At 64.9% G+C, this 26,699-nt stretch carries 25 protein-coding genes and 1 riboswitch; of the genes, 15 read left to right on the forward strand and 10 right to left on the reverse strand.

Annotated elements, in window-relative coordinates; translation table 11 throughout:
• Window positions 1-3: 3 nt before the first annotated feature.
• Window positions 4-987 carry a LacI family DNA-binding transcriptional regulator gene (locus tag ACPFL9_RS18220; RefSeq protein WP_426007609.1) on the reverse strand — a complete coding sequence of 328 codons (984 nt, stop codon included), beginning with the start codon at window positions 985-987 and terminating at the stop codon, window positions 4-6.
• Window positions 988-1,222: 235 nt separating this feature from the next.
• On the opposite strand from ACPFL9_RS18220, the gene ACPFL9_RS18225 reads away from it, so the two are divergent.
• From ACPFL9_RS18225 to ACPFL9_RS18235, 3 genes are read left to right on the forward strand one after another with little or no spacing between them, the layout of a single operon-like run.
• On the forward strand, window positions 1,223-2,248 hold the full coding sequence (locus ACPFL9_RS18225; protein ID WP_426007610.1) for a nucleoside hydrolase: 1,026 nt from the start codon (window positions 1,223-1,225) through the stop codon (window positions 2,246-2,248).
• Window positions 2,248-3,681 (forward strand): MFS transporter, encoded by a 1,434-nt coding sequence (locus ACPFL9_RS18230; RefSeq protein ID WP_426004356.1) that lies wholly within the window; start codon window positions 2,248-2,250, stop codon window positions 3,679-3,681. Before ACPFL9_RS18225 ends, ACPFL9_RS18230 begins: the two co-directional genes overlap by 1 nt.
• Window positions 3,678-4,619, forward strand: a complete 942-nt coding sequence (locus ACPFL9_RS18235) for a ribokinase (RefSeq protein ID WP_426004358.1) — start codon at window positions 3,678-3,680, stop codon at window positions 4,617-4,619. The genes ACPFL9_RS18230 and ACPFL9_RS18235 overlap by 4 nt, the downstream gene beginning before the upstream one ends.
• A 78-nt stretch (window positions 4,620-4,697) precedes the next feature.
• Here the strand turns inward: ACPFL9_RS18235 and ACPFL9_RS18240 are convergent, their stop codons facing one another.
• Complete coding sequence (locus ACPFL9_RS18240; RefSeq protein ID WP_426004359.1) at window positions 4,698-5,027, reverse strand: hypothetical protein; 330 nt, start codon at window positions 5,025-5,027, stop codon at window positions 4,698-4,700.
• A 99-nt stretch (window positions 5,028-5,126) separates the two neighbouring features.
• Between ACPFL9_RS18240 and ACPFL9_RS18245 the strand changes: the two genes are divergently transcribed.
• The 3 genes from ACPFL9_RS18245 to ACPFL9_RS18255 all read left to right on the forward strand — a co-directional run bounded on the left by ACPFL9_RS18245 (window position 5,127) and on the right by ACPFL9_RS18255 (window position 8,514).
• Window positions 5,127-5,765, forward strand: coding sequence for a TetR/AcrR family transcriptional regulator (locus ACPFL9_RS18245; protein WP_426004360.1), 639 nt, complete (start codon window positions 5,127-5,129; stop codon window positions 5,763-5,765).
• Window positions 5,766-5,863: 98 nt separating this feature from the next.
• Window positions 5,864-6,412, forward strand: a complete 549-nt coding sequence (locus tag ACPFL9_RS18250; protein ID WP_426004361.1) for a low molecular weight protein-tyrosine-phosphatase — start codon at window positions 5,864-5,866, stop codon at window positions 6,410-6,412.
• Window positions 6,409-8,514 carry a chorismate-binding protein gene (locus ACPFL9_RS18255; RefSeq protein ID WP_426004362.1) on the forward strand — a complete coding sequence of 702 codons (2,106 nt, stop codon included), beginning with the start codon at window positions 6,409-6,411 and terminating at the stop codon, window positions 8,512-8,514. The genes ACPFL9_RS18250 and ACPFL9_RS18255 overlap by 4 nt, the downstream gene beginning before the upstream one ends.
• A 3-nt stretch (window positions 8,515-8,517) precedes the next feature.
• Here the strand turns inward: ACPFL9_RS18255 and cls are convergent, their stop codons facing one another.
• Entirely contained in the window at window positions 8,518-9,990 is a 1,473-nt protein-coding gene (gene cls, locus ACPFL9_RS18260) for a cardiolipin synthase (RefSeq protein WP_426004363.1), read from the reverse strand.
• Between the two features lie 85 nt (window positions 9,991-10,075).
• Between cls and ACPFL9_RS18265 the strand changes: the two genes are divergently transcribed.
• Window positions 10,076-11,017, forward strand: a complete 942-nt coding sequence (locus ACPFL9_RS18265) for an aminodeoxychorismate lyase (RefSeq protein WP_426004364.1) — start codon at window positions 10,076-10,078, stop codon at window positions 11,015-11,017.
• Between the two features lie 235 nt (window positions 11,018-11,252).
• Window positions 11,253-12,716 (forward strand): amino acid permease, encoded by a 1,464-nt coding sequence (locus ACPFL9_RS18270; protein WP_426004366.1) that lies wholly within the window; start codon window positions 11,253-11,255, stop codon window positions 12,714-12,716.
• Between the two features lie 121 nt (window positions 12,717-12,837).
• Here ACPFL9_RS18270 and ACPFL9_RS18275 read toward each other — a convergent pair whose 3' ends face one another.
• The 4 genes from ACPFL9_RS18275 to ACPFL9_RS18290 all read right to left on the reverse strand — a co-directional run bounded on the left by ACPFL9_RS18275 (window position 12,838) and on the right by ACPFL9_RS18290 (window position 17,300).
• Window positions 12,838-13,320 carry a carboxymuconolactone decarboxylase family protein gene (locus ACPFL9_RS18275; RefSeq protein WP_426004367.1) on the reverse strand — a complete coding sequence of 161 codons (483 nt, stop codon included), beginning with the start codon at window positions 13,318-13,320 and terminating at the stop codon, window positions 12,838-12,840.
• A gap of 67 nt (window positions 13,321-13,387) precedes the next feature.
• Window positions 13,388-14,431 (reverse strand): PLP-dependent cysteine synthase family protein, encoded by a 1,044-nt coding sequence (locus ACPFL9_RS18280; RefSeq protein ID WP_426004368.1) that lies wholly within the window; start codon window positions 14,429-14,431, stop codon window positions 13,388-13,390.
• Window positions 14,428-15,969: an aromatic amino acid ammonia-lyase gene (locus tag ACPFL9_RS18285; protein ID WP_426004369.1), complete on the reverse strand. Its 1,542-nt coding sequence runs from the start codon at window positions 15,967-15,969 to the stop codon at window positions 14,428-14,430. Before ACPFL9_RS18285 ends, ACPFL9_RS18280 begins: the two co-directional genes overlap by 4 nt.
• Window positions 15,970-15,971: 2 nt before the next feature.
• On the reverse strand, window positions 15,972-17,300 hold the full coding sequence (locus tag ACPFL9_RS18290) for an NtaA/DmoA family FMN-dependent monooxygenase (protein WP_426004370.1): 1,329 nt from the start codon (window positions 17,298-17,300) through the stop codon (window positions 15,972-15,974).
• 129 nt (window positions 17,301-17,429) lie between these two features.
• On the opposite strand from ACPFL9_RS18290, the gene ACPFL9_RS18295 reads away from it, so the two are divergent.
• The 5 genes from ACPFL9_RS18295 to ACPFL9_RS18315 all read left to right on the forward strand — a co-directional run bounded on the left by ACPFL9_RS18295 (window position 17,430) and on the right by ACPFL9_RS18315 (window position 21,415).
• Window positions 17,430-19,133: a SulP family inorganic anion transporter gene (locus ACPFL9_RS18295; protein WP_426004371.1), complete on the forward strand. Its 1,704-nt coding sequence runs from the start codon at window positions 17,430-17,432 to the stop codon at window positions 19,131-19,133.
• 78 nt (window positions 19,134-19,211) lie between these two features.
• Window positions 19,212-19,324: riboswitch (SAM riboswitch) on the forward strand.
• A 13-nt stretch (window positions 19,325-19,337) separates the two neighbouring features.
• Entirely contained in the window at window positions 19,338-19,604 is a 267-nt protein-coding gene (locus tag ACPFL9_RS18300; RefSeq protein WP_426004373.1) for a DUF1737 domain-containing protein, read from the forward strand.
• Complete coding sequence (locus ACPFL9_RS18305; RefSeq protein WP_426004374.1) at window positions 19,601-20,011, forward strand: rhodanese-like domain-containing protein; 411 nt, start codon at window positions 19,601-19,603, stop codon at window positions 20,009-20,011. Before ACPFL9_RS18300 ends, ACPFL9_RS18305 begins: the two co-directional genes overlap by 4 nt.
• Window positions 20,012-20,013: 2 nt before the next feature.
• Window positions 20,014-21,222 (forward strand): O-succinylhomoserine sulfhydrylase, encoded by a 1,209-nt coding sequence (locus ACPFL9_RS18310; RefSeq protein WP_426004375.1) that lies wholly within the window; start codon window positions 20,014-20,016, stop codon window positions 21,220-21,222.
• Between the two features lie 10 nt (window positions 21,223-21,232).
• Entirely contained in the window at window positions 21,233-21,415 is a 183-nt protein-coding gene (locus ACPFL9_RS18315) for a hypothetical protein (protein ID WP_426004376.1), read from the forward strand.
• A 31-nt stretch (window positions 21,416-21,446) separates the two neighbouring features.
• Here ACPFL9_RS18315 and ACPFL9_RS18320 read toward each other — a convergent pair whose 3' ends face one another.
• A complete protein-coding gene (locus ACPFL9_RS18320; protein WP_426004377.1) occupies window positions 21,447-22,640 on the reverse strand; it encodes a glutamate--cysteine ligase 2 in 1,194 nt (397 codons plus the stop codon).
• 134 nt (window positions 22,641-22,774) lie between these two features.
• Window positions 22,775-24,298, reverse strand: coding sequence for a UDP-N-acetylglucosamine 1-carboxyvinyltransferase (locus ACPFL9_RS18325; protein WP_426004378.1), 1,524 nt, complete (start codon window positions 24,296-24,298; stop codon window positions 22,775-22,777).
• A 224-nt stretch (window positions 24,299-24,522) separates the two neighbouring features.
• Here ACPFL9_RS18325 and ACPFL9_RS18330 point away from each other — a divergent pair, with 224 nt between their 5' ends.
• Together ACPFL9_RS18330 and ACPFL9_RS18335 are read left to right on the forward strand one after the other, a co-directional pair.
• Window positions 24,523-25,470, forward strand: a complete 948-nt coding sequence (locus ACPFL9_RS18330) for a DUF6973 domain-containing protein (protein ID WP_426004379.1) — start codon at window positions 24,523-24,525, stop codon at window positions 25,468-25,470.
• Window positions 25,467-25,952 (forward strand): hypothetical protein, encoded by a 486-nt coding sequence (locus ACPFL9_RS18335; RefSeq protein ID WP_426004380.1) that lies wholly within the window; start codon window positions 25,467-25,469, stop codon window positions 25,950-25,952. Before ACPFL9_RS18330 ends, ACPFL9_RS18335 begins: the two co-directional genes overlap by 4 nt.
• On the opposite strand, the gene ACPFL9_RS18340 is transcribed toward ACPFL9_RS18335, so the two are convergent.
• Complete coding sequence (locus tag ACPFL9_RS18340; RefSeq protein ID WP_426004381.1) at window positions 25,953-26,687, reverse strand: siderophore-interacting protein; 735 nt, start codon at window positions 26,685-26,687, stop codon at window positions 25,953-25,955.
• Window positions 26,688-26,699: the final 12 nt, after the last annotated feature.

A 26,699-nucleotide genomic window follows, 5' to 3' on the forward strand; every position in this document is an offset into this window, starting at 1 on the left:
TGGTCAGCCCTGCGCCGTCGAGCCACGGACCACCAGCGAACTCTCCAGCGTCACGTGCGGCTCGGCCAGGGGAACCCCCTCGATCAGCCCCCGCAACTGTTCCCCCGCCTTGCGGCCCAGCGGTGTCGCGGGCAGGTGAACAGTAGTCAGACTGGGGTTGCTGGTTGCGGAATAAGGCAGGTCGTCGAAACCCGCTACAGCAAGCTCATCGGGGATCCGGACGCCCTCCACCCGTGCTTCCTGCAGTACGCCATAGGCGTGTGTATCGGTACCGCAGACGACGGCGGTCACGCCTGCCGCTTTCCACGAAGGCCAGGCGGAGGCGAAGGCAGCCGCGGCCTCTCCAACATCGATCGAGGTGCTGATGACGTGGTCCTCCGAGACGAGCAGGCCGCACGATGCAGCCTCCTCGAGGAACGCCTGACGCCGTAGCTGGAACGTGGCCGTGCCCGTAATACCGTCCACATAGGCGGCCCGGGTGTGCCCGGCGGAAGCCAAGTGTCGGGCAAGTTCGCGTGCCCCCTGCGCAACATCCAGGTTTACCGACGGAGCGAAGGTCTCCAGCCCCGGAGCATCCAGCAGCACCAACGGGCCGCTGGCGGACAGATCCTTCAGAAACTCCGCGCTCGGCGCGCCCACCAGCAGCCCCGCCGGTCGCAGGGACAGGAGTTTCCGGACGTCGTCTGCCTGCGGCGATTCGCCGGCGTCGGTCACGGAGAGCAGCAGTTGGTAGTCAGCGCCCAACGACTCACGGACCCCGGCAATGACGTTGGCAAAGAACGGGTTGGACACGTCCGGGGTTACCAGGATGACGATCGAGCTGACCCCGCGGGCCAAGGAACTCCCGATGCTGTCCACCACGTAACCAAGCTCGGCGATGGCGGTCCGGACCCGGGAGATGTTGTCTTCCGAGACGCGCCCCTGCGTCTTGCCGTTGGCAACCAGGGAGACTGTCGCCGTCGAAACGCCCGCCTTCGCTGCAACCATGGCGGCCGTGACCCGGGGCGCGCGTTTGCCGAGGTGGGCGGGGGTTTCCATGCATCGATCCTAGCGTTGTTACGCAACCGACAGGCAGCACAATGCATCAAGCGCTTGACGTACCCCACGTTAAGCGTTTGACGTAACCCCAAGCGAAGTGCCATGATTCCCCTGAATGCTTAGCGCCCTGTCCGGCGCCGGCACCACCCCAGAAAGCCAAGAACTCCGGACAGGCCCCAATGACGTGGAGAGAAACGTGGAAACCAACACCCGCAAAAAGATCATTCTTGATTGCGATCCTGGCCATGACGACGCAGTGGCATTGCTGCTGGCACACGGCAACCCGGACATCGAACTGCTGGCCGTGACCACGGTGGTAGGCAACCAGACCCTCGAGAAGGTCACGCGCAACGCCCTTTCAGTGGCGACCATCGCGGGCATCACCGGCGTTCCGTTCGCCGCCGGTTGCGACCGACCCCTGGTGCGGACCATCGAAACGGCCCCCAGCATCCACGGAGACTCCGGCATGGATGGCCCGGAGCAGCCCGAGTCCGCCATCGAGCTTGACCCGCGCCACGCCGTCGACCTCATCATCGAAACCGTCATGGCACATGAGCCTGGCACCGTCACACTGGTTCCCACCGCCGGCCTCACCAACATTGCGATGGCGGCCCGCAAGGAGCCCCGCATCGTGGAACGCGTCAAGGAAGTTGTCCTCATGGGCGGCGGCTACCACGTGGGCAACTGGAGCGCCGTTGCCGAGTTCAACATCATCATCGACCCCGAGGCCGCACACATCGTGTTCAACGAGAAGTGGCCCGTGGTGATGGTTGGCCTGGACCTCACGCACCAAGCGCTGGCCACGGACGAGGTGGTCAACAACATTGCCAAAATCGGAACCAAGCCCGCCAAGTTCGTCCTGGAGCTCATGGAGTTCTTCAAGAAGACCTACAAGGACGCCCAGGGCTTCGACTTCCCGCCGGTCCACGATCCCTGCGCCGTCGCCTACGTCATCGACCCCACCGTCATGACCACCCGCAAGGTCCCCGTGGACATCGAACTGCAGGGCAAGCTCACCCTCGGCATGACCGTGGCCGACTTCCGGGCACCCGCACCGGAGGACTGCCACACCTCCGTCGCCGTGGATTTGGACCACAAGAAGTTCTGGGACCTGGTCACCGATGCGATCGAGCGGATCGGCGAGCCCGACGGCGGCACTTCCTCAGGCGCGCACGTCGCGGAAACGGTTCTGGCAGGAGAGGCCAAGTAATGTCCGTCCCCGCAACAACCAGAGGCAACGTCACAGCCCTCATGGTCGCCCTGCTGGCAGCGTGCGTGGCGTTCCAGCTCAACGCTTCCATGCTCAGCCCGGCCCTGGTCACCATGGGCAACGAACTCCAGACCGACCAAGCCACCATCGGTCTCTCGCAGACCTGGTTCTTCACGGCCGCAGCACTGTTCTCCCTGTTCCTTCCCCGCCTGAGCGACATCGTCGGCCGTAAGAAGATCCTCGTGGGCATGATGGTCCTCATGGCGATCGGCTCGGTCATCGCCGCCTTGGCTCCGGACGTGACGTGGCTGTTTGTGGGCCGCATCATCCAGGGCGTCAGCGGCCCCACGGTTCCGCTCTGCCTGATCATGCTCCGCTCGGCAGTCAGCAACCCGCGCAAGTACGGCGCGCTCATGGGCCTCATTACGGCAGTCAACGGCGGCGTGGCCGGCGTCGACTCGTTCGTGGGTGGCTACTTCGCTGAGAACTTCGGTTTCCGCAGCATCTTCTGGCTCATGGTTGCACTGGCTGTCGTCGCGACAGCACTGATCGCATTCCTGGCCGGCGAAAGCAAGCCCGCCGCGGGCACCACCATGGACTGGCTCGGCGTGTTCTTCATCGTCATCGCCGTGGGCGCCCTGCTCACTGCCCTGAACGAGGGCGCCAAGCTCGCGTCGGCATTCGACGGCGGTACGCTGGCCCTCGCCGTCGGACTCACGGTCATTGCCGTCGTCGCATTCGCCGCCTTCTGGGCCGTGGAGAAGCGCGCCCAGCAGCCGATGGTCGAGATCGTCCACCTGCGCCAGCGCTCCACGTGGGCGCCCCTGCTGACCACTACGCTCACCATGACCGGTATCTTCGCGGTGATCAACGGCATCGTCCCGGCCTTCGTCCAGGCTGCAAATCCGGGATTCGGCGTGGGACCAACCGAGATGTCCCTCATCATCCTCACTCCGTACGCCCTTCTGGGTTGGCTCTTCGGCCCGATCAGCGGCCGGCTGGCCCCGGTCCTCGGCTACACCAAGGTGCTGCGCATCGGTATGGTCGGCAGCCTCGTCGCATTGGCGATCATTGCCCTCTTCGGCCTCAACAGCCTTCCGATGATGATTGCCGGCACGGCCTTGTTGGGCATCATGTACGCCGGTACCGTCAACATCATGCTGAACGGACTCGGCGTGGTGCTCTCGCCCAAGGGCAACCCCGGCTTCCTCCCCGGCATGAACGCCGGCGCCTTCAACCTCGGTGCCGGCCTGAGCTTCCTGGTCCTGCCCGCCGTTCTGGTGGCTACCTCAGCGATGGGTGACGCGAAAGCTTCCTACTTGACCGTCGTCGTCGTTGGTTTTGCCATCACGTTCGCCGCGTTCGCGGCCTCGCTGCTGATTCCCAAGCCGGTTGACGCCGAGGTCCACGAGGACGAAGAGGTGGCTGCGTGAGCACACCCGGAATCGTAGTGGTGGGTTCGCTCAACGCCGACCTGACCATCTACACAGAACGCCTTCCCCAGCCGGGTGAAACGGTGCACGGCAACGGCTTCGCGGTGAACCCGGGCGGCAAGAGCGCCAACCAGGCGGTGGCAGCCAGCAAGCTCGGCGGCCGGGTCAGCCTGATCGGTGCAGTGGGCGAGGACCCCAACGGCATCATGCTCCTGGACTCGACAGCCAGCGCCGGAGTGGACGTCTCGCGCGTCCGACGCTCGGACACCGCAACCGGCGTCGCTGTGATCTCGGTGGATGCGCGCGGCGAGAACAGCATCATCATCTCTGCCGGCGCCAACGGCACCCTTTCCCCCGCCGACGTCGACTTCGCCGCCTTCCGGGACGCCGCCGTCGTGTGCCTCTGCCTGGAGGTCGGCATCGATACCGTCGTGGCCGCCGCCCAGGCCGGGCACGACGCCGGGGCTACCGTCCTGCTGAACCTCTCGCCGTACGCCGATGTGCCGGAGTTGTTGGCCGGCTTGAGCGACGTGCTGCTGGTCAACGCGCACGAGGCCGCACTGTTCCTTGGTTCCGAGGCGAACATTCCTTCCGCCGATGCGAACGCCGAAGCGTGGGAGCCCGTCCGCAGCCAGTTCGCCGACCGGGGCCTGCAACGGGTTCTCGTGACACTCGGCTCGCAGGGTTCGGTGGTGCTGGACTCGCTGGCACGGGGGGAGCAGCTCACCCGGATCGCTCCGACGCGCGTCAATGCGGTGGACACCACGGGTGCCGGCGATGCGTTTACAGGAGCTGTGGCTGCGCGTTTGGCCGCGGGTGACTCGCTGGTGGACGCCGCGTCATTCGCTTCTGTTGCGGCCGCGTTGGCTGCGACCAAGAAGGGAACCCAGGCCGCTTACGCAACCCTCGAGGAAGTCACAGCAGCCCGCGACGCCTAACCCGCCCCGGCACCCAACTGGGTCGCATTTGTGCGCGTTTTGAGCCCTCAAAACGCGCACAAATGCGACCCAGTTGGGCTAAACGGAGCGGCGGGCGGCTCGTTGGGCTGCGCGTTCCACGGCCTTGCGGGTCAGTACTCCGTGGCCGGCCATGAGCCGGGGAACCACGATGTACACGGCGAGCGGGACCACCAATGCCGTCAAGAGGAGCGCGCGCAGCACCGGGTGCCACGGTTCCATCAACGGTCCGAGGGCAAGCATGCCAATGGACACCAGCGGGAAAATGGCGAGCCACGTGATCAGCGCACGCATGTGCACGGAAGGGATGTGCGGGCGTGCAGGAGCAGCAGCAGAAGGCGGTGCGGCGGCGGACTCGGCGGTCGTTTTGGAAGCGGCAGGGGCGGTCATCGGATTCTCCAACCAGATAGTTGCAATTGGCTTGGCACCACCCTAACCGGACCGCGATCCAATTACAACCACTTAGTTGGAAACTGGTAATATGACCCTATGGCGTGGGACACAGAAAGAACCAAAGGGCTGTTGCTGAAAGCTGCAACGGCGGAGTTCTGCGCCCGCGGACTTGCCGGTGCACGCATCGACCGTATTGCGTCCGAGGCCGGCGTCAACAAAGAGCGGATTTACCAGTACTTCGGCAATAAGAACGCACTTTTCGACGCCGTGATCGTCACCGCACTCAGCACGCTGATGGATGAGGTTCCCATCGAAGGCCACGGCCCGGAAGCCATGGCGGACTATGCAGGCCGGCTTTTTGACCACCACCAACAGGACGCGACGGCTCCGCGGCTCCTGTTCTGGGAAGGCCTGGAACGGGGCACCGAAGTGGTCGGACTGCCCAAGCGCATGGCCAACTGTGCCTCCAAGGTCAACAGCACCATCGCAGCCCTCCCCGGCGTTTCGCGGGAAGATGCCGGCGATCTGCTGATCACCATCGTGAGCCTCTGCGATTCGGCCCCTGTCCTGCCTGCACTGGACGGCCTTATGGCGGGCAATGACCCCGGGCGTATCGGAAGGCGACGCGCCGCCGTCGTGCGTACCGTCTACCTGGCGGCCGCAGCGCTGGCCGCCGAAGCGGCGGAAGCAGCCGATGCTGCGGAAGCCGGAGCCGAACCCGCGCACAGCCTCTAACGCCCAAACGTCGAATGTGACAGATTCGACACCGAAAATGACATTCCTGTGGAGTGGCGCCCTAGCCAAAGAGGGGTGCCATCAACCATGCTTGCAGAATGTACTCAAAGACGAGCCCATACCGCATCATTACGGTCTGCACAGGAAACATCTGCCGCTCCCCCATGGCGGCCCTCATGCTGACCGAAGCCTTCGCCGCGGAAGGGCTCGCCGACCTTGTGGACGTCGATTCCGCAGGAACCACGGCTTACGAAGTCGGGCACGGAATCGACCCCCGCGCAGCCCGCATCCTGACCACCCAGCACATCGCTTCCGAAGACCACCTCGCCCGGGAATGGCGGCGGGAATGGTTCGCCGAACGCGACCTTATCCTTGCCCTGGACGTGGACCACTTCGGGTGGCTGCAGGAAGGCGCGCCGGACGACGAATCGTTGGGCAAGGTCCGGATGCTCCGCAGCTTCGACCCCCGGATGACTGGCAAAAGCACCCTTGACCTGGGCATCGAAGACCCCTGGTACGGCGGACACACGGACTTCGAAAACACCTGGACGCTCATCCACGCGGCCATCCCGGGAATTGTGCGGCACGTCAAGGAAGCAATCGCCGGACAAGCCAACCAGCCCCAGCAGGTAACCTCTATGTCATGACCCCTGCACCCGTGATCATTGCTGTCGACGGGCGTTCCGGAGCAGGCAAGACCACGCTGGCCGTCGAGTTGGCGGCCCGGTTGCGGGAGCACCACAAGGTGTCCATGTTCCATCTTGAGGACATCTACCCCGGCTGGAACGGCCTTGCCCCGGGCATCGAACGCTACGTTGCCACCGTCCTCACACCCTTAAGCCGGAACCTGGCCGCCGAATGGACCAGTTGGGACTGGGAGCGCCACGGCGATGGGCACCACCAGGTCACCCAGCCCGCCGAGATCGTGATCGTGGAAGGTGTCGGGGCCGCTTCTGCCGCCGCACGGCCCATGCTGGACGTCGTCGTGTGGGTCGAAGCGACAGGCGAGGAGCGCCGCCGTCGTGCTTTGGAGCGGGACGGAAGCACCTACGAGCCCTACTGGGACACCTGGGCTGCCCAGGAGGATGACTGGCTGGCCACGGACCCCGTGGGTGACCATGCGGACATCCGGGTCCTGAACCGCGCGGACGGCAGCGCGCCGACCGACGTCCTCAACGCCATGCCGTACTTGCCCGCACTTTCGGCCGTCCTGGCTCCCGAACTCAGCGCCCGCCGCGGCCTCCGGCTCAGGTCCGAACGGATCGATGCCGCCCCGGACGCCGCCGTGCTGTTCGGCTCACTGTACGGCCGCTCCGCCAACGCGGTGTGGTTGGATTCGTCCAACTACGCCACCGCGATCACCGGTGGAACCCAGGCGGCTGCCCGGAGCCGCTTCAGCATCCTGGCCGACGACGGCGGCGCGTTCGGACAGTCTGTAGAGCACCGGTCCGGGACTACTTTGGTGACTGCCGGATCCGCTACGGCCCAAACGTCGGGGCCGTTTTTCCGCTGGCTCGACTCCGTGTGGGGGCGCAAGGCAGTCCGCGCTCCCGAGGGCTACGACGGCCAGTTCACCCTGGGCTGGCTTGGATACCTGGGTTATGAGCTGAAGCGCGAGACCGGCGGCAACGATGTCCGCTCCCTCACTCCGGATGCGGCCCTCCTCTTCGCGGGGCGCGCCGTGGTGCTGGACCACCGCGACCGCGCCGTGTGGCTGCTGGCCCTGGACGCCCCCGACGCCGATCAATGGTTCAGCGCGGCACGCGCCTCTGTCGCGGCTGCTTCGAGCAGCGAAAGTGCCGGTGTGCACCCGGCCACAACCCACCCCGCCTCCGGCCGCCGCGCCGCCGGCCGGCCGGTCACCGCCGGTGCCCCATCCGCCCTCGTTGGTTCCATCCCCGGGTTCACCTGCCGCGACTCCGCTACCGACTACAAGCGGAAGATCGCCGACGCCCAGCACGAAATCAGCGAAGGCAACTCCTACGAAGTCTGCCTTACCACCACCCTTGAAGCCGGTGACCCGGGCCTCGATCCGTGGCAAACCTACCTGGCGCTGCGTCGCCGGAACCCCGCGCCGTTCGCAAGTTACCTGAAGTTCGGCGGGCTCGTGGCGGCCAGCACCTCACCGGAGCGCTTCCTCAGGATCCTGTCCGACGGCGGCATGCGGGCCGAGCCGATCAAGGGCACCCGCCGCCGGTCCAAGGATGACGCCGAAGACATCCGCTTGCGGCATGAGCTCGAGGAGTCACTCAAGGACCGTGCGGAGAACATCATGATCGTGGACCTCCTCCGCAACGACCTGAGTCACTACGCCGTGCCGGGATCCGTCACCGTGAGCCGCCTCTGTGCGATTGAAAGTTATGCCACGGTCCACCAGATGGTCAGCACCGTGGATGCACAGCTTCGGCCGGGGGCTCCCAGGGCTGAAGCCGTCGCCGCCGCGTTTCCTGCCGGTTCCATGACCGGCGCGCCCAAGATCAGCACCATGGACATCCTGGACCGTCTTGAGTCCGGGCCCCGCGGAATGTATTCGGGCGCCGTGGGGTATTTCTCCATGAACGCCGCGACGGACCTTGCCGTAGTGATCCGCACGCTGGTGGTGAACCCTGAAGCGCCCGAGGGGCGGACCCTCACGCTGGGCGTGGGGGGAGCCATCACTGCAGACTCGGTGGCGGATGAAGAATACGAGGAAATCCGGACCAAGGCGTACGGGGTGCTCTCTACGCTGGGGGCGGACTTCCCCTCCTGAGGGTTACTGCAGGGTGGCAGTCAGGCGCGCCACGTTGTCCACATACTTGGCCAGTGGTGGCCGGTGCATCCAGTCGTCCAGGGTCAATTCCGTGGAGACCTCACGGTAGGTCGATTCCACGGCCCGCATGAGGTTGACCGTCTCAGCGCCCAGCAACATCACCGAAACCTCCATGTTCAGGGAGAAGGACCGCATGTCCATGTTGCTGGAGCCCAGGACGGCTACTTCGTCGTCGATCGTGAAGTGCTTGGCGTGGAGGACGTACGGGGCCTTGTAGAGGTAGATCCGGACGCCGGCCTCCAGCAGGGCCTCGTAGTAGGAGCGCTGGGCGTGGTGCACCAGGAACTGGTCGCCCTTCTCCGAGACGAACAGTTCCACGTCCACCCCGCGCTGGGCTGCCGTGGTGATGGCGTACAGCAGCGAATCGTCCGGCACGAAGTATGGGCTGCAGATGGAAATCCTGTGTTGGGCGGAGTAGATCAGGGTGTTGAACAGGCGCAGGTTGTTTTCCGTGGAGAACCCGGGACCGCTCGGGACCACTTGCGCGGTGACGTGCCCGGGGTTCGGCCCGGTGGGCAACCGCAGCTGCCCTTCCAGCGACTCGTCCGTTTCGCTCAGCCAGTCGGTGGCGAACACCACGTTGAGCGTGGGCACAATGGGACCTTCCAGCCGTGCCATGAGCTCCACCCATTTCCGGCCAACCTTGCGGTGCTTGGGGTTGTTGTAGGAGGGCTCGATCAGGTTCTGGGAGCCAGTGAACGCCAGGACACCATCGATCACCAGGATCTTGCGGTGGTTCCTCAGGTCCGGGCGCCGCCACTGTCCGTGGATGGGCAGCAGCGGAAGCATCGGCTTCCACTGGATCTTGCTCGCCTTGAGCCTGCGCACCAAGCGCCGGTAGCCCTTGATGCGGAGGGTGCCGATGTGGTCGAAGAGCAGCCGTACCGTGACACCGCGTTCTGCGGCCCTCTCCAGTTCCGTGAGCAGTTCGTCGGTCATGAAATCGCTGCTCATGATGTAGAACTCGGCATTGACGTACTCCTTGGCACCGCGGACGGCTTCCGCCATGGCCTTGAGGGACTCGTCATAGCCCGGAATCAGTTCCACTTTGTTACCGTCCACCATGGGAAGCGAGCCCAGCTGGTGGTTGAGTTCGCCTGCCGAGCGCACCCATTCGGGACCGGAATATTCGCTGGCCGGATCCGCCAGCTCGGAAGTGACGGAACGGACCCGGTGGTTCACCGCTTCCTGCTGCTCCCTCCGCCGCTTGGAAAGCTTGAAATTTCCGAACAGCAGGAAAAGCACGAAGCCAAGGGACGGGATCAGGAAGATGGCCAGGAGCCAGGCCATGGCAGTGGTGGGGCGGCGGTTGCCGGGGATGATGCCCAGCAGCACGATCCGCATGATGACTTCCGCGATGGCCCAGACACCCACGAGCCACGTCCACTCGGGGCCAAACGGAAACGGAAAAAGCACTCGACAAACCCCCACGGTCCGAATACAAACAGTGACCTCAGCCTATCCGCCCGCCCGTGGTGGAGGGCGCCACTAAGCTTGGAACATGACTTCACCTGCCCCTACGGTCCTTGTTTTCCTGGATCCGGCCTTCCCCAACGGCCGCGTTGCCGACTCCAGCCAGCCCCAGCTCATGGCCACGGACCTCGGTGCCACCCGTGGTGATGGCGTGTTCGAGTCGCTACTGGCCGTCGAGGGCAAGCCGCGCAAAGTGCAGGCGCACCTGAACCGGCTGGGCAGCTCGGCCGCGGCGTTGGACCTCGCCGTTCCGGAGCAGGATGCCTGGCGCAGGGCCATCGACACTGCCATCACCGAGTTCCGTTCCGCCCACCCCGCGCCTACTCCCGAAGAAGACGAAGTCGTCGTCAAGCTCCTGGTGACCCGGGGCGTGGAAGGTGCAGCCAGCCCCACGTGCTGGGTCCAGGCTTCGCCTTCACCCGCGGGCAGCCGCCGGCAGCGGGAGACGGGTATCGACGTCGTACTTCTGGACCGGGGCTTCGACACCGAAGCCGGCGAGCGCGCACCCTGGCTGCTGCTGGGCGCCAAGACGCTCTCCTATGCGGTGAACATGGCTGCGCTGCGCTATGCGCACAAGCAGGGTGCCGATGACGCCATCTTCACCTCCACAGACGGGCGCGTCCTGGAGGGGCCGACGTCCACTGTGCTGTTGGCCCACCTGGAAACAGTCGACGACGGCGAAGGTTCAGTCCGCACGGTGCGTCGCCTGATCACTCCCCAACTGGACAGCGGCATCCTTCCGGGCACGTCGCAAGGCGCGCTTTTCGCGGCCGCCAAAGCTGCCGGCTGGGAGCTTGGCTACGGCCCGCTGGTTCCGCAGGACCTTTTTGACGCCGACGCCGTGTGGCTGATTTCGAGCATTCGCCTGATCGCACCGGTGAACCACATCAACGGCCACGAGATCGGATCACCAGCCGTCCGCAAGCAGCTCACGGCTGAACTCAACGAGTTGTTCGCCGGCATCGAGTAATCCTTGCAGAAGCTCCGCTTGGAACTTAGCAGGTCGAAAGCAGAGTAATTGCTCGCATGACTTACTGATAAGGAAATCTTGGTCTCGCTCAGGGTGCCCGCCCGTCTATGCGAGGGGTTTCTTATCCTCCTTGAAATGGGTGTTTGTCGTGTGATGAATCTTGTCTTCGTGTTAGTTGGATCACTCCAACGGCACGGCACTTCCAAGACTTTGCTGTCTACTTCCCGGAGGGAACATGGGACACAGCTCCCCACTCAAAGCCGAGGTATCGGCACCTGAGGCGCAGCCTGAAGAGGGCGCCTCATCAGGCCTCCGCCGGTCCATGGAGGCCCGGCACCTGGTCATGATCGCCATGGGAGGCGTCATTGGTTCAGGCCTGTTCGTCAGCTCGGGGTACACCATCGCCACCGCCGGCCCGCTCGGCGCAGTCATCGCATTCCTGATCGGCGCCGTGGTGGTCTATCTGGTGATGGCGTGCCTGGGGGAACTCGCCGTCGCATTCCCCGTTTCAGGCGCATTCCACATCTATGCTGCCCGCACCATCGGGCCGGCCACCGGCTTTGCCACGGCTTGGTTGTACTGGCTCTGCTGGGCGGTGGCCCTGGGGTCGGAGTTCACAGCGGCCGGCCTGCTCATGCAGCGGTGGTTCCCGGGCGTTGACGTCTGGATCTGGTGCTTCGTCTTCGCCACGGTCCTGTTCACCCTCAATGCCATCTCGTCGCGTGTCTTCGGTGAATCGGAATTCTGGTTCGCACTGATCAAGGTCGCCGCCGTCGTCGGCCTGATCATCCTGGGCGGCGCTGCCCTGCTGGGCTTCCACCCCCTCGCCGAGGGCGGCTACCCGTCGCTGACCGAGAACTTCTCCACGGATGCAGGGCTGTTCCCCAACGGCTTCACGGGTGTCTTCGTGACCTGCCTGGCGGTCTTCTACGCGTTCTCCGGCTCGGAGCTGATCGGCGTCGCCGCCGGCGAAACAGCCAACCCGGGCGCGAACATCCCCAAGGCCATGCGGACTACTGTCATCCGGCTCATGATCTTCTTCGTCGGGGCGATCACGGTTATCGCCGCCACCATCCCCTACGAGAAAGTGAGCGTGGACGAGAGCCCGTTCGTCACGGTCTTCTCCATGCTGGGCATCCCCTTCGCGGCGGACATCATGAACTTCGTGATCATCACCGCGCTGCTGTCAGCCGGTAACTGCGGCCTGTTCTCCTGCGCGCGCATGCTGTTCTCGCTGGCCGACGAAGGCCACGCCCCCAAGGCCTTCAAGAAGCTCACCAAGCGCGGAATCCCTCTCGTGGCGCTCTGTGTGAGCATGCTCGGTGGCCTTGCCTCCCTGGTCAGCAGCATCGTGGCACCCGCCACCGTTTACCTGGTGCTGGTCTCCATAGCCGGTTTCGCCACGGTGGGTGTGTGGATGTCCATCGTGGCCTCGCACTTCGTGTACCGGCGAACCTTTGTCCGCAACGGCGGTGATCTTGCATCGCTCCCCTACCGGGCGCCGCTGTTCCCGCTGGTTCCGATCCTTGCGTTCGCGCTCTGCGTGGTGTCCCTCATAGGTATCGCCTTCGATCCCAACCAGGTGGCTGCGTTGTTGTTCGGCATTCCGTTCGTGGGCGCCTGCTATGCGTTCTTCCACTTCAAGTACGGACGACGGCGGAAGCTTGCCTCGCCTGCCACGGAAAAGGTTTCACCCTAGGGGGTGTGCCGCCACCACCAACTTTGAGCCGACGGACACCCAACACGCCGGGAAAATCCTGGCCTCGAGCTGGCTGTGGGCCCAAAGAAGGTGGTGGCGGCAAGCCCCAGGCGTGCTTGGACTACTTCCTGGCCGCCCGGACGGGGTGCTCACTCAGGATGGAGAGGCGGTTGAAGGCGTTGATGCCGATCGCCGCCATGCAGATCACGCTGATCTGGGCATCCGTGTAATGCAGCCGGGCTTTCTCGAAGAGTTCAAAGGTGGGCCGCGACGTGCTCATGCGGGTGATCTGCTCTGCGATCTCCATGGCGGCGACTTCGTGGGGCTCGAACAGTTGGACTTCACGGTAGACGGGCACCAAGGACAGACGCTGCTCGGTCTCGCCGTATTTCAGCGCCCGGCGGTGATGCAGGTCCAGGCAAAAGGCACAGCCGTTGATTTGCGAGCACAGATAATTGATGAGCTCCAGGGTCCGGCGGGGGACCCCAAGCCTGTCCGCCTCGTCCACCAGTTGCTGGGAGTAGTGGCTCAGCGTTGAGTACAGTTCGGGCTGTTGTTTGTCCAGATAACCGGCAAGGCGGTGCGTTGTTTCCTGTTCGGGCATACGTGGAGCTTAACGCACCGGCCTGCGCGGAAGGACCGCGGGAAACCCGACGGTATATGAGAGAGGATCACTCGCCGGGGGCGGGGATGTCCGCCGTGAGGCGAATGCCGTTCTCTGCCAGCCAGACAGGGTTGAAGGCTTTGCTGAGGTAGTTGGTTCCGGCGTCGGGAGCAATCGCCACCACCACCGACCCCCTTGGTGCGGCCCGCGCGACACGGAGGGCTGCGGCCACAATGAGCCCCGACGACGGACCCAGCGCAAGCCCCTCTTCATCCAGGAGCCGGTGGACGGTGGTGTACACCTCATCATTGGGGATCCGCAGGAACCGGTCCACGATCGACCGGTCGAAAATCTTGGGCCATTCCGCTTCAGGCCAAGAGTTGCCGACGCCGTCCACCAGGATGTTACCGGGATGCCCGCCGCTGTAGGCCGAGCCGTGGGGATCTGCCGCGACCACTTCCACGTGGCCACCCGGCCGTTCGGCAGCCACGCGTTCCTTCAGGTACCGGCCGTTGCCGCTGATGGTCCCGCCGGTACCAATTCCGGCCACAAAGTGAGTCACGAGCCCGCCCGTCTGTTCCCAGATTTCGGGCCCGGTGGTGCGGTAATGGGCCAAGGGGTTGGCGGGATTGTCGAACTGCATTGGACGCCAGGCCCCGGGGGTCTCTGCAGTGATGCGCGCCGCTACCGCCCGGGCGTTCTCCGGCGACTCGGACGGCGCGTTCCAATCGGTGATCACCACGCGCGCCCCGTAGCTGTGCAGGGCGTCGAGTTTCTCCTGCGAGATGGAGTCGCCGGTGACTACCACCACCGGGTGCCCGGTCAGCTGGCCGATCAGGGCAAGCCCGATCCCCGTGTTTCCCGAGGTGCTCTCAACAATCGTCGCCCCGGGCTGCAGCTCCCCGGATTCCTCGGCGGCACGGACCATGCTCAAAGCGGTCCGGTCCTTGATGGAGCCGCCGGGGTTTTCGGATTCGAGTTTGACGTGGATGCTGCTGCCCAGACCCCTGCCCAGTGACTCCAAGGCCACCAGCGGCGTGTGGCCCACTTTGTCCAGGATGGAGGCCTCGAGCCCGTCGGTATGGGCCGGCCCGGCCGCTTCCGTGGTCACTGTGTCTCCCCCTCCTCCCGGACCAGCAGGGCATGCCGCGCCCTTTCCACCAGCTCGGAAGCGGGCGGCCGGTCTGCCAGGATGTCGGCCAGGCAGCCCACGACGGCGGCAGTCCCCTTTCCGAGCGGCTGCGCGGCATCCGCTTCGAGCAGCAGGTAGGAGCCGGTGAGTGCTTCGATCGCCAGGAGTTTTTCGGCCGCTTCCAGAGATTTTTCCAACTGCTGCAGCGCCAAGGGAGCCAGCGTGGAGTGGTCCTCGATATCGGCGGAAAGGGTTGGAGCGCCCAGGGTTGCCGGGGCTGCAAGGAACTTGAGTTCGGCGAGCAAGCCGGCGGCCGAGTACCACAGCAGTCCGGGCAGTTCCTCCTGCGCCAAGCCCGATCCGCCCGACGCGGCAGCCAAATGCCTGGCCCGGATGGTGCGTTGCGGCGGGTACAGTTTGGCGATCCGGCGCTCACTGGAAATGCCCACATGTGCCAGGGCCAGCCTGAGCGATTCAAAGGAGAGCGCCAGTTGCATCGGTTGGAAGTTGCCACCCGAGACCATGAGTCCGGACCCGACGTCAGCCAGTGGGTTGTCGCTCCGGCCGTTGAGTTCCACCTCCAGCGCCCGCTCGAACTGTTGGACCAGATCGCGGAAAGCTCCATGGGTTTGCGGTGCCGCACGGAAGGACAAGGCATCCTGTACGGACACCTCGGGGCGGGCGCGCTCCAACCAACCACCGCTCAACAGGCGCCGGACAGCCTCCGCGGACAGCCGCTGGCCGTCTACCGCCTTGGCCGCCTGGATCGGCGGCGAAAAAGGGCTGAGGTTCCCGCCGCCGTCGTACCTTGCAATGGACTCCAGCGAGAGGGAAAGCGCGACGTCGGCCAGCCCGGCCAGGCGTTGCAGCCTCACCAGGGCGAGGGTTCCGGCGCCCACGGAGTAGGAGTTGGCACTGACCAGCGCCAGGGCCTCGCCGGGAGCGAGGACCAGCGGTTGGAGTGCGGCGTCGGCGAGCGCCTTGGCGCCCGGAACCACGGCGCCCGAGGGGTCGAGGGCTTCCCCCTCGCCGATTGCGACGGCGGCGACGGCGGCAAGCTGGGTGAGGTCGGATGACCCCACCGATCCTTCGCGCGGAATGGCGGGATGGATGCCGCTGTTGAGCAGGTCGGCGTAGAACCGGGCTGTTTCGGGGCGGACGCCCGAGCCGCCGCGGCTGAATCCGATGAGCCGGGCAAGGATCACAGCACGGGCGGCGGCCCGGTCCAGGTAGGCGCCGACCCCGCTGTTGTGGTAGCGGACCACTTGGACCTGGTACGCCAGGATGGACTTTTCCTCCACAGCCGTGTCGCGCCCCGAGCCCAGCAGGGTGTTGAGTCCGTAGACACGCTGTCCCGATGCGGCGGCTTTCTCCACCACGTCCCTGGATTGCTGAATCAAGGTCAACGCTTCACGGTTGAGTTCCACGTGAAACGTCGGATCGGCCGCTGCCTCCGCCACCTCGGGAGCGCTCACGGCGGAGGTGCCGATGACCAGTGTCTTCCCAGGCCCGGGCATCGTCAGAAGTCCAGGAGGTTTTGCCGGAAGCCACCGCTTCCGTAACTGGTCCTCAAGACACCGCGGCGGCGCAGCTCGGGAGTGAGCTTGTCCAGGACGCCATGCACGGTCACGGGATCCACGAAGCCGGAAAACAGGAAGCCATCACCGCCCACTGCCTCGCCGGTTTCCTGCAGATAGTCCGCGATTTCCCCGGCTGTACCGATGATGGAGTCCCCGGCGCCGCCGCTTCGGGCCTGGAGGATCTGGCGCAGCGTGGAGCCTGGGGGTGCTGCCTTGGAGAAGTGCTCCAGGGTGCCTTGGTTGCTGTTGGTGGTGAGCTCGGGCAAGGGTGCGTCGAGGTCGAACTGCTTGAAATCAATGACGGAAAGGTAGGAAATCGAGTTGAGCTGGCTGTCGATGTCGCGCTGCGTCAGCTCCCTGCGTTGGGCGCGCAGGTCCTCGGCCTCTGCCGTGGATCCCACCACGGTGGGCTTGAGGACGAAAAGTACCTTGACATGGTCGGGGTTCCGGCCCGCCTTGACGGCCTCAGCCCGGATGGAGTCCCGGTAGGCCTTCATGCCGTCCACGCCGCGGGCCAGGGCGATCGCCACATCGGCGTGGCCTCCGGCGAAGGCCTTGCCCCGGGGCGAGGCGCCCGCCTGCACCAGCACCGGCTCTTCCGGCAGCGGCGCTGTGTTGAGCGGACCGCGGACCTTGAAGAATTCGCCGTCGTGGTTGATCGGGTGCACTTTGGTGTGGTCGGCAAACCGACCGGCCTCAACGTCCTCCAGCACGGCGTCCGGTTCCCAGCTCCGCCACAGCCGCCTGACGACGTCGACGAATTCCTCCGCTTTTTCGTACCGGAGGTCATGTTCAATCTGCTGGTCAAGGCCATAGTTCCGCGCGGCGAGGTCGCTGCCGGAGGTGACCACGTTCCATCCCAGTTGGCCCTCGGAGAAATGCTGGAGTGTGGCCAGCAGCCGCGCCGCGGTGAAGGGCGGGTAGAAGGACGCGCTGACCGTCGGGACAATCCCTAGGTGCTCCGTGGCGGAGAGCAGGTACGGGACCAGGGCAAGCGGATCATGTTTGGGCGCGAAGGAGGCATGGGCAAGGGATACTTCCGCGGTGCCGCCGTACGTATCCGGGACTGTGAGGGAATCCTCGATGATGAACAGGTCCAGGCCGGATCTCTCGAAGGCACGCACGGCCTCCTGGTACAACGCGGGTTTCTTCCAGTCGTAACCCAGGCTGTAGCCCGGAGTTCCCCACCCCTGGACTCCGAAGCCGTGTCCCACGAACCAACCAAAATGAAGCATGGGCTTGAGTGTAGAACTGCTGTGTCCGTTCACCGCGACCTGATTTCATGCGAAGTTACCGGGGGTCGTACTGCGTCAATTATGCTCCCGTGGCGTCACATGTGAAGTGCCTGCAGCAAGGCCCGGCTTCCGGAAAACGGCAGGGTCCGGAATGATCTCTGTATGAGTGCGCCCACGTCAGCCCGATCTGTGAGGGACCGGTTGTTGGGCGCCTGGGCACTGAAGGGCTACAAGCGGGAATGGCTGCGGCATGACCTGATTGCCGGCGCAGCACTGTTTGCCCTCTTGGTCCCTGCGGGCATGGCTTACGCGCAGGCGGCAGGACTCCCGCCTGTCACCGGTCTTTACGCAACGGTCGTCCCCCTGCTGGTATACGCAATCGTGGGTCCTTCCAGGATCCTGGTGCTGGGCCCTGATTCTGCCCTGGCACCCTTGATCGCGGCAGCCATCATGCCTTTGGCCATGGGCAGCAGCGAGAAATCCGTGGCACTTGCGGGCCTGCTGGCCTTGCTCGTCGGCGGCATCATGCTCCTGGGCTCAGTCCTCCGCTTGGGGACCATCACCGGCCTGCTCTCAAAACCCATCCGTTTGGGCTACCTCAACGGGCTTGCCCTGTACGTGGGGTTGTCCCAGGTTCCCGCCTTCCTGGGGATTGAGGCAGAAGGCGACTCGATCTGGGAGAAATTGGCCGGCACCTACACCCAGGTCATGGACGGAGGCACCAACCTTGCCGCCGTCGCCCTCGGACTGGGCTCGCTGGCACTGATCTGGATTCCGCGCCGCCTGAAATGGAAGGTTCCCGGAGTCCTGCTGGCCGTGGTCGCTTCCTGCCTGGCCACGGCTTTCCTGGACCTGGGCGATACCGTCAAAGTAACAGGGGCGCTCCCCCAGGGCCTGCCGGCTCCAGCGCTTGGTGGCATCACGTGGGGCGACGCCCTTTCCCTGGTCCCGGCGGCGGCCGGCATCGCCCTCATGGCGTTCGCTGACACCGGAGTACTGTCCCAGTCCCTGGCAGCGAAAGAAGGGAAGAGGATCTCCGGCAACAGGGAGATGGCTGCCTTGGGTGCAGCCAACGCAGCAACAGGTGTCCTGGGTGGCTTTCCCATTTGCGGCAGCAGTTCCCGGACACCTGTTGCGGTGGATGCCGGGGCAAAGTCCCAACTCACGGGTGCCGTGGGAGCGGCCTTGGTGCTCGCCTTCATGCTCCTGGCGCCCGGAGTCACCGAATTCCTGCCGTCGGCCACCTTGGCTGCCGTGGTGATCGCCGCCGCGGTCGCCCTGGCCGATCCCGCGGGAGTGCGGCGCCTGCTGCGCATGAGCCGCAGCGAATCCGTGGTCATGCTGGCGGCGTTCCTTGGAGTGCTCCTGGTCGGCGTGCTGCAGGGAATCCTCGTGGCCATCGCCCTGGCCCTCCTTGATTTTGTGCGGCGGGCATGGAATCCCTACCGTACGGAGCTCGGCGCCCAGGAGGGCCGCCCCGGATACCACGACCTCGCACGCCACCCGGAAGGCGACAGGATCCCCGGGCTCCTGATCCTCCGGTTCGATGCACCCCTCTTCTTCGGGAACGGGCAGGTCCTGGCCACTTTCGTCCGGGAAGAACTGGACGAGGCCGAGGACCACATCACGCACGTCATCCTCGCTGCCGAGCCCATCACCGGGATCGACACCACGGCCCTGGACGACCTTGTCACGCTGGACGAATGGTTGGCCCAACGGGGCGTGGACCTCGTGTTCGCCGAGCTGAAGGGCCCGGTCAAGGACAAGCTGGTCCAGCTGGGCACGGCGGCCCGCTTCACTCCTGACCACTTCTATTCGACAGTTGGTGCGGCGGTCCGAGAACTGGCCGGACAGGACCACAAGTAGGCACCGGTTACGCAACATGACGGCTGTCATGCCCGCAACAAATGCAGGTGAACGTCCACGGATGTTACGTTTTTCTTGAGTAATGAGCACCAGCGTTAAGCCCTGACTTGCTGGTCGGCAACCCTCTCCCGCGGCGGGGTGCCTCAGGTGACTACTCGGCGTATCGACACTTCGAACTGCAAGCGTGACTGAGGAGCACCACGAATGCCAGAACCCACTGACGACAAACTCGCCTACCGCCTGATCACGGGCCCGGATACCCGCGAATTCTGCGAGCGCATCAGCAACGCCCTCGCCGAAGGCTATGTGCTGCACGGCAGCCCGTCCGCAACCTTCAACGGCACGGACGTGATTGTGGCGCAAGCCATCGTCCTGCCCGCCGCGATCGCAAGTGCGGATGCCGCCGTCGCGAACGCCGTGGACCAACTGGAAAACGACGAAGACGAAGAAGCATTCGAGGGACACGCATGAGCTACGCAGGTGACCTGACCCCGCAGGACGCGTGGGCCAAGCTTAAGGACGGCGCCATCCTGGTTGATGTCCGGACCGAGGGAGAATGGGCCCACATCGGCATCCCTGACACCAAGGCCACGGAGAATGATCCCCTGTTCATCCAGTGGAACCTCGCCGGCGGCATCCCGAATCCGACCTTCATCGACGACCTGAAGCAGCAGGCTCCCGAGGCTGACGGCGTTGAACTGCTGTTCATCTGCCGTTCGGGCCAGCGCTCCATCTCCGCCGCCATCGCCGCAACGCAGGCCGGATTCACGTCCTACAACGTCCTGGAAGGCTTCGAGGGCGAACCTGACCGTTACGGGGAACGCACCGTCAACGGCTGGAAGAACCGTGGCCTGCCCACCAACCTGGGGACCGACTAAAAGTGACTTTCAATCCTGACGCCGCCGGCTGGAGCGCTGACACCCAGGCCGTCCGCGGTGGACTCGACCGTACCAACTTCCAGGAAACCGCCGAGCCGGTGTTCCTCAATTCCGGCTTCGTCTACGAATCCGCTGCAGCAGCAGAACGGGCGTTCACCGGCGAAGACGAACGCTTTGTCTACTCGCGCTACGGCAACCCGTCCGTGGCCACGTTCCAGGAACGGCTGCGGCTCCTTGAAGGAACCGAGGCCTGCTTTGCCACGGCGTCCGGCATGTCTGCAGTCTTCACCGCACTGGGCGCACTGCTGGCAGCCGGCGACCGCGTGGTTGCCGCCCGTTCACTCTTCGGTTCCTGCTTTGTGATCCTGAACGAAATCCTGCCGCGTTGGGGCGTGGAAACAGTGTTCGTCGACGGCCCGGACCTGGACCAGTGGCGTGCAGCTCTTTCCGAGCCGACCACAGCCGTCTTCTTCGAGTCACCGTCCAACCCGATGCAGGAAATCGTGGACATCGCTGCCGTCAGCGAACTGGCACATGCCGCCGGGGCGACCGTGGTCGTCGACAATGTCTTTGCCACTCCCCTGCTGCAACGCTGCGGCGACCTGGGCGCCGACGTGATCGTCTACTCCGGAACCAAGCACATCGACGGCCAGGGACGCGTCATGGGTGGAGCGATCCTGGGCACCAAGGAGTTCATTGACGGCCCGGTCAAGCAGCTCATGCGGCACACCGGTCCCTCGCTGTCCGCCTTCAACGCCTGGGTCCTCACCAAGGGCCTTGAAACCATCGGGCTGCGCGTGAACCACAGCTCCGCATCGGCTTTGAAAATCGCCGAATGGCTCGAGCAGCAGCCGGCCATCAACTGGGTCAAGTACCCGTTGCTTAAGTCCCACCCGCAGTACGAGCTCGCCACCAAGCAGATGAAGGCCGGCGGCACCGTACTGACGTTCGAACTGTCACCGTCCTCCGGGCGGAGCGCCAAGGAAGCCGCCTTTGCGTTGCTGGACGGCCTGCGGGTCATCGACATTTCCAACAACCTGGGCGACGCCAAGTCCCTCATCACGCACCCTGCCACCACCACCCACCGGGCCATGGGACCGGAGGGACGGGCCGCCATTGGACTGTCCGACGGCGTGGTCCGGTTGTCCGTTGGATTGGAAGACGTGGACGACCTGATCCTCGATCTGGAAAAGGCGCTCAAGCAGGTCTAACCTTCATGCCATGAGCGGGAACCGCCCTTATCGCCGTGCCGGAGCAGTCATTGTTTCCGGTACGGCGGTTTGGTTCCTGGGGATCTCCCCGGTCCAGCGGGTGTACCTCACCACCGATGCTGCGGAGCGGCTTCGCATGCTGCTGGCGGAAGAAGGCCGTTGGATCACCGGGGGGTGGCCGGAGCGTACCTGATGACGTGGGAAGAACCGGCCGAAGAGCGCCCCTAAGCTCTCCGGACCCTGGTCAACAGCGGCGCCGGTTCCTTGTGCGCGTCGGTTGAGGTGCCGCGGGTGGTGACTTTCACGGCATGCCCGACGACGGCGGTCAGGACTTCCGTGGTGGGCGGGGTTCCCGGAGAGCCGGCACCGGCGGAACGGGTGCTGAACCGGTCCGCTGCTGCGCGCTGTTCCTGAGCACCGTTGCCCCGCTCAAGGATGTCGGCAATGCCTGCCTTGACCAGTTCCAGTTCCCCTTGGTCGTCCAGGACCGGGCTGAGGTAGTCCACCAGAGCCCACACAACGTCCGCGGCAGGCTGGGGACGGAAGTCACCGAAGTCCAGGAGGTCCCCGCGGAGGCCGGTGTTGCTCGCTTGCCAGCTGGCCATCCTGAGCAGGGCCGTGGGCACCGAGGCGGGTTCCACGCCGTCGAGCATTTCCAAGGTTGCCGTCTCCACCAAGGCGCGCACCAACACGGCAATGAGCGCCGCGTCTTCGGCGCGGAGGCACACGTCGGCGACCCGGATCTCCACGGTGGGATGGTTGCGGGAGATGCGGGCATCAAAGTAGATCATGCCCTCATCCAAGATGACGCCGGTTTCCAGCAACCGGTTGACCATCCGCCGGTAGGCCGTCAGCGAACCGAACACCGCTGACGGACCGGACGTCGGCCAGCGGTTCCAGGCCTGGGTCCGGAAGCTGTCGAAGCCGCTGTGCTGGCCGCGCCAATACGGGGAATTGGCGCTGATCGCCGTCAGCACGGCCAGTTTGTCCCGGATATGGTCCAGGACCACCACGCCCTCTTCCGGCGACTCCACGGAGGTGTGCACGTGGAAACCGCAGGTCAGTTGCTCATGGGCCGTGAGGCCAAAGCGTTCCAGCATCTCGGCGAACCGGGGATCGGGCGTGGTGTGTGTCCCGGACTCCAGGGGCGAGGTGGCCAGGGCGGCAATACGGGCGTCGTGTTTCCTGGCGGCCTGGTTGGCCATGTTGCGCCCACGCCGGATCTGGGGAAGAAGCTCGGCGTAGGTGTGGCATGGCCGGGTTTGCGTTTCGATCTGTTCGAGCTTGAACTCGTGGCTCAGGCCCAGGCCCGGCTCCACGGGATCAGTTCCCGCCAGCAGTGCGTCCGCGAGGGCCAGCGGCGCTCCCGTCACAGGATCGACGATGAGCAACTCTTCCTCAACCCCGAAAGTCCGCATGCTTCATTCTGCCCTTAGCTATCCTGGTGCGCACCCCCTGCCGCCGTCCGCCCCCAATGGACCGGGCGCGGATGGCGGAAACGGGTGCGCCCAGGCGTACGTGGGGCGCGAATGGCGGAAACGGGTGCGCTGCCTTAGTCCTGGAAGTACTCCACTTTGGCGCCGATGGTGTTGAGCCGCTCGGCCAGGTCCTCGTAACCACGTTCGATGACGTAGATGTTGCGCAGCTCGGAGGTTCCGCGCGCGGCGAGCATGGCCAGCAACAGGCACGCAGCCGGGCGCAGGGCCGGCGGGCAGCCGACCTCAGCGGCACGCCACTTGGTGGGGCCGTTCACGTAGATCCGGTGCGGGTCAAGGAGCTGCACCTGGGCGCCGAGTTTGTTGAGCTCGGTCAGGTAGATGGCGCGGTTCTCGTAGACCCAGTCATGGATCATGGTCTGGCCTTCCGCGTTACCGGCGATCACGGCGAAGAAGGGCAGGTTGTCGATGTTCAGGCCCGGGAACGGCATGGGGTGGATCTTGTCCTGCGGAGCGCGCAGAACAGACGGTTTGGTGGTGACATCCACCAACCGGGTCCTGCCGTTGCGTGCCATGTATTCGCCGGACACCACCAGCTCCTGGCCCATCTGCTGGAGGGTCGCGAGCTCGATCTCCATGAACTCGATGGGTACCCGGCGGATGGTGACTTCGGAATTGGTCACAATGCCCGCGGTGATGAGGCTCATGGCCTCGATGGGGTCTTCTGACGGGAAGTATTCAATGTCCACATCGATGCTGGAACGGCCGGTGATGCGCAGGGTGGTGGTTCCGATGCCCTGGATTTCCACCCCCAGGCCCTGCAGGTAGAAGCAGAGGTCCTGGACCATGTAGTTGGGGCTGGCGTTGCGGATGACGGTGGTGCCCTCGCGGTGGGCCGCGGCCATGATGGCGTTCTCAGTGACGGTGTCGCCGCGTTCGGTCAGGACGAAGGAGCGGTCCTGCCCATCGGCCGGCGGCGCAGCCACGGAGTAGAAGCCGGATTTCGCCTCGACGGACAGGCCGAACTCACGCAGGGCCTGCATGTGCGGTTCCACGGTGCGTGTGCCGAGGTCGCAGCCTCCGGCGTACGGCAGGAGGTAGTCGTTGGTCTGGTCGAGCAAAGGGCCCAGCAGCATGATGACGCTGCGGGTACGGCGGGCAGCGTCAACGTCCATGAGGTCCAGGTTCAGGTTCTCGGGGCGGCGGATGCGGAGGTCGCTGCCGTTGAGCCAGGTGCATTCGACGCCGATCGACGTGAGCACTTCCACGATCCGGTTGACTTCCTCGATCCGGGCCAGGCGCCGCAAGGTGGTGGTGCCACGGTTGATCAGGCTTGCGCACAGGAGTGCCACACCGGCGTTCTTGCTGCTGTTGACATCCACGTCCCCGGAGAGCGTGCGGCCGCCTTCCACCCGGAGGTGGGTCATCTGGGGCTTTCCGACTTTCACGATCGGTCGTCCAAAAATAGCCTCGATTCGTTCGATCATGCGGAGGCTGAGGTTCTGTTTGCCCTGTTCCATCCGGGCGATGGCACTCTGGCTGGTTCCCAGCTCCGAGGCCAGTTGCCCCTGCGTCCAGCCTTTGTCGCTGCGCGCGTTGCGGAGCAGGAGGCCTACGTGTTCGGCGGTAGGTTGCGTCATACTCAAGAAATATCACAAATGAGTTAGAAGTAGTGGACATTCCGCGATTCTTGCGGTTAAGGTCACGCCATACCCGAACGGTGCGATATGTCAAGCACGACGGCGGCGCTTCCCGTTAGTCAGCCACGGTAGCCGGGGCGGGTGGCTTGGTTGCGGGAAGAACTCCCCATTGCGTTCCGGCCAGGCACTGGACCAGCATGGACAGCACGGTTCAAGGGGGGAACATGCCTTTTTACGGCGCAGACATCAATCAGCTCAAGACACTGTCCAAGGCTCTGGCAAAGGGAGCCGATCTCCTGGCTTCGAAGGCCCGGGAGCTGGATTCGGTCATCGGGCAGGGCGGCCACTGGCAGGGCCAGGATGCCAAGCGGTTTGCCGGGGAATGGCAGTCGAGCCTCCGCCCCTTGCTGGTCAAGACCTCCCTCGGCATTCAGGCGGCATCCACAGCGGTGCTCACCAACGCGGAAGAACAGTCCACGGCGTCGACAGGCAATAGCGGTATACCCGCCGCAAGCCAAGGCAGTGGCAGCATCTCCACGGCAGCTTCTCCGGCCAACCCAGGAATGCCCACCCCTGAAGAGATCCTTGAGAATTACCAGGTCAGCGACGCCGAGACCACCCGCTGGCCAGGGGACTGGGACCCGCTGCGCCTGGTGGTGGACCAGCGCGAAGTCACCAGAAAAGAGGCCGAACTGCTCAATGGCCTGGGACCCTTGGAGATGAACGCGTTCAAAGGCATCCACGACGACGCCTTCAGCGTTGCGGACGAGCGTTTCCCCAGCGGGGATCGGAACGATGACCAGAACGACGCCTTCCGCCACGCCTACTGGAATGCCCTGATGGTGCAGGAGTTCGGGGCCGCCTGGGCCGAGGACTACGCGACGGCCCATGAGCAACTTCCCGGCAACCCGGCACCCCGTGAGGCCATGGACCTGTACAACAACGAGGTAGGCCGGAACATCGCCATCGCCCACCCGGACGCCGGCGCGGAGGAGCTGGCCGACCTTGTGGAGGAAGCCGTCCGCAACGGCGACACGGTGGTTGTGGGACAGGACCTCCTGCCGCACCCTTCCAACGAGGTCCCCATGGAGCAGACAGGCGACGCCGGCAACGCACAGCCGGCTCCGGGCGAGGATCCCGAGTTCAACGACGAGTCGAGGACCACGTCGTGAGGCTTCTGATGGGACCGGCAGCAGGACTACGACGCCGGTCGCCGGCCACCACCGCCATGGCAGCCCTCGCCGGGCTGCTCTTAGTTGTTTTGACCTGCGCCCTGGGCGCCTGTTCACTGGGAGGTTCCGTCATGCCCGAATCCAACGAAAAGCTCAACAGCCAGGTCCTGGAGTCCGCCACCAACGGAACCGCCCTCAAGCTGGCAGACGCCACCGACTTTGACTGGGACGAGGCCGGTTTCGTCATGGAGGGCACCCCCGCCAAGGACATCGAAGCCGCGTTCGGCGAACCCCTGACCAAGGAGAACCGCTACACGGCCTCGCCGGCACTGTTCGTCTTCCTGAAGGACGGGAAAGTCACGAAGGCCGTGCGCATCATTCCGGATGCGTTTTTCGGCGAGGATGCGAAAAAGAAGTATGGCCGCGAGGTAATCCTCACGCCCCCGGATGGCGGAAAAGGCTTCTTGAACTGGCGGGAGTAGCTACGCCCGCCAATACCCCAGCGCATCAATCCTGTGCTTGTCCACGCCCAGTACCTTCCGCAGGTGCTTGACGATGGCCCGGGTGCTGGACGCTTCGCAGGCAATCCAGAAGAAGTCGTCGACGGCGGACACAGTATCGGCGGTCAGGGCAAGGACAACTTCCTCAACCAGAGCGTCACCGTCGCGTTTGCGCGGAACCCAGGTGACGACGTCGGACGTTGACGCGCGCACCTCAATCGAGGGGTCGGCGTCGTGCTGGTACTCAAGCCACGCCGTCACGGGAGCGGCAGTCCCCAAGACGGCATTCCGCTCGTCCAGCAGGGAGTTGATGGCGGGAAGGGAAGCAGGGTCGCCCACTACCCAGATGCGGCGCGGCGCGGTGTCCGGAAACGCGAAGGCGCTGCCCTGGACAGTGGCCTCGATCGTGGTCCCGGGCGGCACGGAGCGTGCCCAGTCGGCAGCCAGTCCGTCGTGCATGGCAAAGTCCATGCTGAAGGTTCCCGCCACGGGGTCGGCATTGACCACGGTGTAGGCGCGCTGGTGCCCTTTGCCGGCGTCGTCGAACCACAGGCGGATCCACAGCGTGGGGTGCAGGCCAACACTGGACAGGAGCCCTCCGTCGCGGACGTGGATGCGCAGGAAATCCGGCGTGATCTCCTGCCGCCCGGTGACATGGAGCGTGAAGTCCTTGGCGCCCATTACCTTCAGGACGACGCCTTCCCAACTGCGTTTCAAGCAATACTCCTT

The sequence above is a fragment of the Paenarthrobacter sp. NyZ202 genome, assembly GCF_049860755.1.
GTDB lineage: Bacteria > Actinomycetota > Actinomycetes > Actinomycetales > Micrococcaceae > Arthrobacter.

Excerpts from the sequence above, each read along its gene's own strand:
- ACPFL9_RS18220 (WP_426007609.1), bottom strand. The coding sequence starts at position 987 with ATGGTTGCAGCGAAGGCGGGCGTTTCGACGGCGACAGTCTCCCTGGTT.
- ACPFL9_RS18230 (WP_426004356.1), top strand. The coding sequence starts at position 2,248 with ATGTCCGTCCCCGCAACAACCAGAGGCAACGTCACAGCCCTCATGGTC.
- ACPFL9_RS18240 (WP_426004359.1), bottom strand. The coding sequence starts at position 5,027 with ATGACCGCCCCTGCCGCTTCCAAAACGACCGCCGAGTCCGCCGCCGCA.
- ACPFL9_RS18245 (WP_426004360.1), top strand. The coding sequence starts at position 5,127 with ATGGCGTGGGACACAGAAAGAACCAAAGGGCTGTTGCTGAAAGCTGCA.
- ACPFL9_RS18250 (WP_426004361.1), top strand. The coding sequence starts at position 5,864 with ATGTACTCAAAGACGAGCCCATACCGCATCATTACGGTCTGCACAGGA.
- ACPFL9_RS18255 (WP_426004362.1), top strand. The coding sequence starts at position 6,409 with ATGACCCCTGCACCCGTGATCATTGCTGTCGACGGGCGTTCCGGAGCA.
- ACPFL9_RS18265 (WP_426004364.1), top strand. The coding sequence starts at position 10,076 with ATGACTTCACCTGCCCCTACGGTCCTTGTTTTCCTGGATCCGGCCTTC.
- ACPFL9_RS18270 (WP_426004366.1), top strand. The coding sequence starts at position 11,253 with ATGGGACACAGCTCCCCACTCAAAGCCGAGGTATCGGCACCTGAGGCG.
- ACPFL9_RS18275 (WP_426004367.1), bottom strand. The coding sequence starts at position 13,320 with ATGCCCGAACAGGAAACAACGCACCGCCTTGCCGGTTATCTGGACAAA.
- ACPFL9_RS18285 (WP_426004369.1), bottom strand. The coding sequence starts at position 15,969 with ATGCCCGGGCCTGGGAAGACACTGGTCATCGGCACCTCCGCCGTGAGC.
- ACPFL9_RS18295 (WP_426004371.1), top strand. The coding sequence starts at position 17,430 with ATGAGTGCGCCCACGTCAGCCCGATCTGTGAGGGACCGGTTGTTGGGC.
- ACPFL9_RS18300 (WP_426004373.1), top strand. The coding sequence starts at position 19,338 with ATGCCAGAACCCACTGACGACAAACTCGCCTACCGCCTGATCACGGGC.
- ACPFL9_RS18305 (WP_426004374.1), top strand. The coding sequence starts at position 19,601 with ATGAGCTACGCAGGTGACCTGACCCCGCAGGACGCGTGGGCCAAGCTT.
- ACPFL9_RS18315 (WP_426004376.1), top strand. The coding sequence starts at position 21,233 with ATGAGCGGGAACCGCCCTTATCGCCGTGCCGGAGCAGTCATTGTTTCC.
- ACPFL9_RS18320 (WP_426004377.1), bottom strand. The coding sequence starts at position 22,640 with ATGCGGACTTTCGGGGTTGAGGAAGAGTTGCTCATCGTCGATCCTGTG.
- ACPFL9_RS18325 (WP_426004378.1), bottom strand. The coding sequence starts at position 24,298 with ATGACGCAACCTACCGCCGAACACGTAGGCCTCCTGCTCCGCAACGCG.
- ACPFL9_RS18330 (WP_426004379.1), top strand. The coding sequence starts at position 24,523 with ATGCCTTTTTACGGCGCAGACATCAATCAGCTCAAGACACTGTCCAAG.